We start from the raw sequence: 6,168 nt of genomic DNA, 5'->3' as shown, positions 1-6,168 counted from the left end.
CAAATGGCACAATAACTTATATGGCTCGGTAGCTCAGTCGGTAGAGCAAAGGACTGAAAATCCTTGTGTCGGGGGTTCGATTCCCTCCCGCGCCACCATTTTCTTTAACTGAATATGCCGGTGTAGCTCAATTGGTAGAGCAACTGACTTGTAATCAGTAGGTTGGGGGTTCAAGTCCTCTCGCCGGCACCATCTGTGGAGGCTTAGCGAAGTGGCCAAACGCATCAGACTGTAAATCTGCTCACGTACGTGTTCGGTGGTTCGAATCCATCAGCCTCCACCATCTTTAGGGGCATAGTTTAAAGGTAGAACAACGGTCTCCAAAACCGTTGGTGTGGGTTCAATTCCTGCTGCCCCTGCCAATGAAAATTTTAAAGCTTAATATGGCGACCGTGGCGAAGGGGTTAACGCACCGGATTGTGGTTCCGGCATTCGTGGGTTCGAGACCCATCGGTCGCCCCATTTCTTTAAAACAGGATTGGCAAATTGTTAGTAACAGCTTCATATGGCGACTGTGGCGAAGGGGTTAACGCACCGGATTGTGGTTCCGGCATTCGTGGGTTCGAGACCCATCAGTCGCCCCATTTTTTTCTAAAATGTTATTGGGGATTAGCCAAGCGGTAAGGCAACGGACTTTGACTCCGTCATGCATAGGTTCAAATCCTATATCCCCAGCCATTTTGCGGACGTGGCTCAGCGGTAGAGCATCGCCTTGCCAAGGCGAGGGTCGCGGGTTCGATTCCCGTCGTCCGCTCCATTTTTGTGGCGCCATAGCCAAGTGGTAAGGCAAAGCTCTGCAAAAGCTTTATCCCCAGTTCGAGTCTGGGTGGCGCCTCCATTATTTTTTAGAACTGATTCTTTTTACATCTATACGCCGGCGTGGCGGAATGGCAGACGCGCTCGACTCAAAATCGAGTGGGAAACCGTGGAGGTTCGAGTCCTCTCGCCGGTATCAACTACAACCTTTAGAAGTCCATTGATATTATATCAATGGGCTTTTTTGTGTATTTATTAAGTGCAAAATCGAACTAAACAGCTGCCTCGCTGTGTATATACTATGACAGTTATTCAACAAGCCATATTTCGGAGGGGGGGTGAGATGAAAACACAAATAACAGAAGAGAAGTTAACCCAGCTATTCAATGAGTATTCCGCTTACGTATATCGCACGGCTTTATTATTAACCCGCTCTGAGGCGCTGGCTGATGATATTACTCAGGAGACCTTTATTAAAGTGATGAATAAATACGATTTGTATGATGAAGGGCGGCCCTTTCGTCCATGGATTAACCGGATCGCACTGAACATTACACGCAATATGCTGCGCAAGCAAACATGGCTCAAGCTGTTTGGCCAGCATATGCCGGAGGCGGTTGATATAGCAAGGGGACAAGGATTTGTACCGGACAGCAGCCAAGAGGTCTGGCAGCATGTCGCCAAGCTGTCATTAAAATGCCGTGAGGTTATCGTACTGCATTATTATCAGGATTTATCCTTGGAGGAGGCGGCGCAGGTTTTGGGTATTCCGCTGGGGACATGCAAGTCAAGGTTGAATTCCGCGTTAAGCAAACTCAGGATCGTGATGAAACAGGATAGCGATAATGCACTTTTTCAAGGAGGCAAACTATATGAAAGATAATGTGCAGACCCGGATTTCACATGCGCTGAAGGATTCGGTGGAAAATAAAAACACCTCGTTGAGTGCGGCACAAATTTGGCATGAATCAAGGGGCAAGCGGACAATCGGTAAGCGGAGGATGGCGATAGTTGCGATGGCCGTGGTGCTATTCCTGGGCATTGTGCCTGCTGTCGGTTACTCCTATGTGAAAAACTATCTGGATTGGGGGAGTCAGGATTTCACGGTTCGAAGTCCGGAAGACGATATCGTTCCAGATGTGATTGGAGAGGAGACGGATTGGGAATCGCCAGTGGATAGCTTCACACAGATACTTAAGGAAAAAGACAAATTAACGGCTGCCGAGGTGCAGAAGCTTGCGTATTATCCGCTGAGGTCGCTTGATCAGCTTGAAGGCTGGCACAAGACGGAAAGCGCAGGGTTTGTAAAATATCACTATTCTTATGCAGACAACTCTGGCAAGGACGAGGTTGTGACGCAGCTCGGACCAGGCTTTGTGGAAATTTTCGAAAATGACAGCCAGCAACACATCGTTGTGGTGCAGGATACAGATTATAATATCGTTCAGGAGAGGAAATCTCCGTTGTTTAACAAGCCCGAGCCGCGCAAGAAGTCGGATCGCATGTCTTATTCTTATCCGGCCAGCTGGAAGTTTGTTGAAGGGTTTGGAGAGGACGTAGCCTTGATCAGAGCGCACAATTCCGGGTGGAAAGAGATGCATCTTTATCATGAAGAAAAAAATAAGACAGTGACAATTTTCGAATTCCACGGGATGGAGGAGCAATTGCTGATTGATTTGGCCCACCGTTATTTATCACTGGCGGAATAGCAAGCTATTATGTCGTTAAAGCGGCCTTTGAATGGGGATAAGCCAAAGGCGGAAAAGGGCGGCGAAGGGGTGCGCTAGGCTAAAGAAACGAAAGCTGTCGCTTTTAAAATCCGAATTTCGAATATATAGATTGAACTTAAAAACTTGAGATAAGGGAAAGGAGCAACGGAGGGGGATTTTGGAACTGGAGGAGCGGTAGTGTCCGCCTGAAAGCTTTCCGAAGGAAAGCTAGCATCGAAAGCATAAGCAGTCTTCGGATTTCTACCGCTAATTGTGGTTAAAACCAAGAAATTCTTACGACAACAGCGGCCGGAAGTCCAAATATTCACCGTAGTTGCGACTGCTCCTGTACTCTAAAACCTTAAGTTCAATCTATATAGTGTAATACTATTTCCTGATCTGCATATATACACTCCAGCTATTTACAAAGTGGCCGATGGTGAATATAAGGGCAGGGACAACAAAGAGATAAGAGTGCAGCCAATATGCCAGAAGGATAAAATACAGCATTGGGAAGAGGGCCATTGGTATTGGGATAGGACCTAAGGGTTTAAACAATAATGAAAACTCTCGGCCGCCCCCAAAAAAGCGAATCCAGCACAGGTAGTAAATTATGAGGCAGATCCCCATTAGAAGTGTTATATAGTCTATAGGTTGCTCTGCAATCTTTCGCCCATAGAGGATAGGCAGAACAAAACAAGTGATTTGGCCAATCCGTTCGAATACCGTAAAGAGAATAGAGGTAGAGGTTAATTTGGGAATAGATCGTGGGGCAAAGCGTAATAAAAGAATGTTTGGCAACAAAATCAGAAGCGATATCAGAAACCCCTTATAGTGTAACCCCATCTGCAAGCTCCGTTCTACTTATCCTTTAGAAATAAAATATCCCAGTGTATGAAAAAGGTCAATCAGATTATGTACACTGTTGATCCGCATGATAATTTCAGAAAGGTTGTTAATACCAAAAAGTACTCCGGTAACCTTAAGCGGCTTCTGGAGTACTCTTTGTTTGTTAACAGGTGTTCTTAAGCTATGGCTGGTCCAGAAATGGGACAAGTTAAGGAAGCTTATTGCCCGCTGCACGATAAATCTCGTACCATTCCTGACGGGTCAGCGTGATATCCGACGCTTTGGAAATATCAAGCAGACGCTGGGTATTGGTCGTGCCCACGATCGGCTGCATGTTAGCCGGATGTCTGAGCAGCCAGGCAATCGCAATGGCGGTGTCAGCAACCTCTTTTTCAGCGGCCAGACGGCCAATGACTTCATTCAACTCAGGGAACTTCTCGTTGCCCAGGAATACACCTTCAAAGAAGCCGTATTGGAACGGCGACCAAGGCTGGATGGTCAGATCATGCAGGCGGCTGTACTCCAGAATGCCTCCATCATGTACAACTGAACCGGAGTTGGTCATGTTGACGTTGAAGCCGGCGTCAATCATACCTGAGACCATAATGCTAAGCTGCAGCTGGTTGAAGAGCAGCGGTTGTTTGACATTTTTTTTGAGCAGCTCGATTTGCAGCGGGTTGAGGTTGCTGATACCGAAGTGCTTAACCATACCTTTTTGCTCTAGGAAATCAAAGGCTTCAGCCACTTCCTCCGGCTCCATCAGCGTGTCGGGGCGGTGCAGCAGGAGCACGTCTACATAATCGGTCTTCAGGCGCTTCAGGCTGTTCTCCACCGACTGGACAATATGCTCTTTGGAGAAGTCGAAAAATCCCTGGCGGATTCCGCATTTCGTCTGGATCATCAGCTGATCGCGCATGCCCGGGCTGGCGGCCAGTACGTCGCCAAATACTTCTTCAGCTTTACCGGCGGCATAAATATCCGCATGGTCAAAAAAGTCTATTCCGGCCTCCAGGGCACTGTGAATATGCACGTCCGCTTCTTGTGGAGACAGATCGGCAATGCGCATGCAGCCTAAAGAAATCTGAGCGACCTCAAGCTGGCTGTTGCCTGCTTTAATTTTTTTTACCATTGTTTGCTCACTCCTCAAATGTAAGGTTCCTAGTAAAGTGTAGACCTTAGAGTTAACTGTAAGTCAATAGATTTTTAAAGCGCTTTTAATAGAACCCGAATGGTGTTACTTTAGAGATGGAGCCATTGCCAAACGGCAGAAGGGAGCTGTTATCATGGGATACAGCATCAAAACCACATCACAAAAAAGCGGTCTGAGCCAATATACGTTACGTTATTACGAAAGAGAGGGCGTACTGCCCGTGGTTGCCAGGGATGAGAACGGAAACCGTTGTTTTCATGATGAGGATCTGGAGCTGATTTCGTTAATCTGCTGCCTGAAGGATACCGGGATGCCGATTGCCGATATCAAACAGTTTATCTCGCTCTCCAAGGAAGGACATAGCTCACTACCCGAGCAGCGGAAATTGCTGCAGGATCATAAGCTGCATATTGATGAGAAGATTAAGTTTTTCCAGACCTTTGCGCAAAAGGTAGATCATAAAATTGCGTATTTTGCCTCGCTTGAGGAGGAGGCTAAGGCGGATTGCAAGTAATCTTACAAAGGTAGTCAGCGTCAGCGATGGCTGCGTATTAAGGGATGAGGAGATGTACCCATTCGGGTGGGGGACGGCATCTAAAGTTCAACCTATAGAGATTGATCCATAGCCACTATCCGTTAGCTACGGATAGTGGCTTGTTTGCTTGCTGCGGCTATCCACATGGATACCCGCCCATCCGCAGCAGTGCGTTTCATCAGGAGAAGCGCTGGCGGTATTGCCGCGGAGAGATCCCTTCCAGCTTCATGAAGCTGGAGCTGAAATAGGGAGCCTGGTTGAAGCCGACTTCTTCAGCAATCCGCGCGATGGGGAAGCTGGTCTGCATCAGCAGCAGCTTGCTCTGTTCAATGCGGTAGCGGAGCAGGTATTCCATAGGAGAGCAGCCGTACTCCCTGTTCATACACCGGGCAATATAGACCGGATGAAAATTTAGGCTGTCTCCCAGCATACCTGTCGTGATCTCCTCGCGGTAATGGGCACGCAGAAAAGAGGCGGCTTGCTCGGCACAAGCGGTGGTTAACGAGACGGTCTGCTCCCGGTGCATGGAGGCGGAGAGCTGCTGCAGAACCTCCTGGAACAGAATCTGCTGCTTGAAGCGGACTGAATCCAGGTGGGCATTGACCTTCAGCTGCTCCAGCTGGGCCAGCAGCTCTTCCATCCTGGCGGGCTGGAGCAGTGTCATGTACTGCGATAACCACAAGTTGAAGGTGCGGACATCAAACAGGGCGGAATGAGAGCACTCATCAACCGTGTCCTCTGCCTTTAACGAGGCCGAAGGAACGGTAACCGGACTCCAGGTGCCGGAGGTCTGGAAGTGGAGCCAATAGTAGGAGGTGTCCTCCCGGCAGCCTTCGGTTCCAAAGTGATGGCAGTCCGGGCGGAGAATCAGCGCTTCTCCTGCCCGGACCTCGTATCTGCGGTCCTCCTCGCCGAGATAAAGGCAGCCCTCCCTGACGAACAGCAGATCAAACACCTGAATATGCTGGCGGTTCATATGGATATATCCCGGCAGGAAATAGGCAAGACCGCTGATGATGTAATGAGGCACGGGTGGACCGGTAAATTGAAGCAGGCTCATTAAGCCCCTTGATGCAGGTTTGAAAAATGAAAGTTTAGGTTTGGAATTTGCTACATTTCCCAGAGTATATCACCTATAATTTACTTCTAGCAAGGTGATCTATAAGCTT

5 protein-coding genes and 10 tRNA genes are annotated in these 6,168 nt (G+C 48.3%); 13 read left to right on the top strand and 2 right to left on the bottom strand.

Annotation, left to right across the window (positions count from 1 at the left end; genetic code table 11):
* The first annotated feature begins 22 nt into the window (after positions 1-22).
* The 12 genes from ACQ76X_RS15125 (at position 23) to ACQ76X_RS15070 (ending at position 2,465) form a co-directional block, all read left to right on the top strand.
* Positions 23-98, top strand: a tRNA-Phe gene (locus tag ACQ76X_RS15125).
* A gap of 18 nt (positions 99-116) precedes the next feature.
* Positions 117-192: transfer RNA gene (locus tag ACQ76X_RS15120), tRNA-Thr, on the top strand.
* Between the two features lie 5 nt (positions 193-197).
* A tRNA-Tyr gene (locus ACQ76X_RS15115) sits at positions 198-283 on the top strand.
* A 5-nt stretch (positions 284-288) separates the two neighbouring features.
* Positions 289-362 (top strand) — tRNA-Trp (locus ACQ76X_RS15110).
* Between the two features lie 24 nt (positions 363-386).
* Positions 387-462: transfer RNA gene (locus ACQ76X_RS15105), tRNA-His, on the top strand.
* Between the two features lie 46 nt (positions 463-508).
* Positions 509-584: transfer RNA gene (locus ACQ76X_RS15100), tRNA-His, on the top strand.
* A 19-nt stretch (positions 585-603) separates the two neighbouring features.
* A tRNA-Gln gene (locus tag ACQ76X_RS15095) sits at positions 604-678 on the top strand.
* Between the two features lie 4 nt (positions 679-682).
* Positions 683-757: transfer RNA gene (locus ACQ76X_RS15090), tRNA-Gly, on the top strand.
* A gap of 7 nt (positions 758-764) precedes the next feature.
* Positions 765-838 (top strand) — tRNA-Cys (locus tag ACQ76X_RS15085).
* Between the two features lie 35 nt (positions 839-873).
* Positions 874-952 (top strand) — tRNA-Leu (locus ACQ76X_RS15080).
* Between the two features lie 147 nt (positions 953-1,099).
* Positions 1,100-1,639, top strand: coding sequence for an RNA polymerase sigma factor (locus ACQ76X_RS15075; RefSeq protein ID WP_438494860.1), 540 nt, complete (start codon positions 1,100-1,102; stop codon positions 1,637-1,639).
* Complete coding sequence (locus ACQ76X_RS15070; RefSeq protein ID WP_438494859.1) at positions 1,629-2,465, top strand: hypothetical protein; 837 nt, start codon at positions 1,629-1,631, stop codon at positions 2,463-2,465. Before ACQ76X_RS15075 ends, ACQ76X_RS15070 begins: the two co-directional genes overlap by 11 nt.
* A gap of 1,057 nt (positions 2,466-3,522) precedes the next feature.
* On the opposite strand, the gene ACQ76X_RS15065 is transcribed toward ACQ76X_RS15070, so the two are convergent.
* Entirely contained in the window at positions 3,523-4,443 is a 921-nt protein-coding gene (locus ACQ76X_RS15065; RefSeq protein ID WP_438494858.1) for an aldo/keto reductase, read from the bottom strand.
* Positions 4,444-4,597: 154 nt separating this feature from the next.
* On the opposite strand from ACQ76X_RS15065, the gene ACQ76X_RS15060 reads away from it, so the two are divergent.
* On the top strand, positions 4,598-4,978 hold the full coding sequence (locus ACQ76X_RS15060) for a MerR family transcriptional regulator (RefSeq protein WP_438494857.1): 381 nt from the start codon (positions 4,598-4,600) through the stop codon (positions 4,976-4,978).
* A 199-nt stretch (positions 4,979-5,177) separates the two neighbouring features.
* Here ACQ76X_RS15060 and ACQ76X_RS15055 read toward each other — a convergent pair whose 3' ends face one another.
* Entirely contained in the window at positions 5,178-6,059 is an 882-nt protein-coding gene (locus ACQ76X_RS15055) for an AraC family transcriptional regulator (RefSeq protein WP_438494856.1), read from the bottom strand.
* Positions 6,060-6,168 lie beyond the last annotated feature (109 nt).

The organism is Paenibacillus sp. IHBB 3054, assembly GCF_051594305.1.
Classification (GTDB): domain Bacteria; phylum Bacillota; class Bacilli; order Paenibacillales; family Paenibacillaceae; genus Paenibacillus_AQ.
This window is presented reverse-complemented; position numbering and strand designations above follow the sequence as displayed.

Excerpts from the sequence above, each read along its gene's own strand:
- ACQ76X_RS15055 (WP_438494856.1), bottom strand. The coding sequence starts at position 6,059 with ATGAGCCTGCTTCAATTTACCGGTCCACCCGTGCCTCATTACATCATC.
- ACQ76X_RS15075 (WP_438494860.1), top strand. The coding sequence starts at position 1,100 with ATGAAAACACAAATAACAGAAGAGAAGTTAACCCAGCTATTCAATGAG.
- ACQ76X_RS15065 (WP_438494858.1), bottom strand. The coding sequence starts at position 4,443 with ATGGTAAAAAAAATTAAAGCAGGCAACAGCCAGCTTGAGGTCGCTCAG.
- ACQ76X_RS15060 (WP_438494857.1), top strand. The coding sequence starts at position 4,598 with ATGGGATACAGCATCAAAACCACATCACAAAAAAGCGGTCTGAGCCAA.
- ACQ76X_RS15070 (WP_438494859.1), top strand. The coding sequence starts at position 1,629 with ATGAAAGATAATGTGCAGACCCGGATTTCACATGCGCTGAAGGATTCG.